General features: G+C 70.2%; 2 protein-coding genes. One reads left to right on the top strand and one right to left on the bottom strand.

The features are described 5' to 3' along the window. A partial coding sequence (locus AC1DWF_RS32970; RefSeq protein WP_476842717.1) for an ABC transporter substrate-binding protein occupies positions 1-540 on the bottom strand: 540 nt, incomplete at its 3' end. Between the two features lie 127 nt (positions 541-667). Between AC1DWF_RS32970 and AC1DWF_RS32975 the strand changes: the two genes are divergently transcribed. After that, positions 668-895, top strand: a 228-nt coding sequence (locus tag AC1DWF_RS32975) for an FAD-dependent oxidoreductase (RefSeq protein ID WP_476842718.1), incomplete at its 3' end; no start/stop codon positions are given.

Consider the following 895-nt stretch of genomic DNA (forward strand, 5'->3'; position numbering starts at 1 on the left):
ATAGAAGACGTTGGCCATCTGGTACGGGAAGACGGCGTCGACCGCCTTGGTCGTGATCTCGATCGTCAGCGGATCCTTCACGCGCCAGGTGGCGACGTTGCCGACATAGAGGCTGCCCTGTGCGGCCTGGGGCGCGTGAAACTGCGGCGCGTCGCGGTCCAGCAGCTTGGCAAGGTTCCAAGCCACTGCGTCGGCCGTGAACATCGAGCCGTCGTGGAAGCGCACGCCCGAGCGCAGGCGAAAGGTCCAAAGCTTCTTGTCCGTGTCGTCCACCGCCCAGGACTCGGCGAGGCTCGGCCGCAGCACGGCCGCGCGGTCGGAGCGCGAGAGGTCCCAGGCGATCAGCGGGTCGTAGATGGTGATGCCGGTGAAGCGATTGCCCTCGGCGCCCTGGTTGGGCTGGCCCATGGTGAAGGGCACGTCCGCCGCCGTCATGGCGACGCGCAAGGTGTTGGCCGCCGCGGGCTGCGCGTGGGCGGGCTGGGCGAGAGGGGCGGCTGCCAGGGCGGCTCCGCCCGCGAGAAGGTCGCGGCGATGCATCTTCGAACTCCGTAAGGTCGGCTTGTGCCGGCAGTCTTCCCTGTGGCGGACAGGCTGGCACGCGGCGGGGCCGGCATGCAATCGCGGCGCGCTTCCATGGGGGCGGAGGCTCGGGCAGGATGGGGGGATGGAAACGCGTCCGACTGCCCTCGTCCTCGGGGCCGGGATCATGGGGCTCTGCACGGCCTGGGCGCTGCTGCGCGAGGGGTTCTCCGTTGTTGTGGTGGATCAGGCGCCGCTGCCGAACCCGCGCGGGGCCTCCGTGGACCACCATCGGCTGATCCGCCACGCCTATGGCGCGCAGACCGGCTACATGCGGATGGTGGACGCGGCCTATGCCGCCTGGGACGAGCTC

The sequence above is a fragment of the Aminobacter sp. P4_D5 genome (assembly GCF_056401815.1).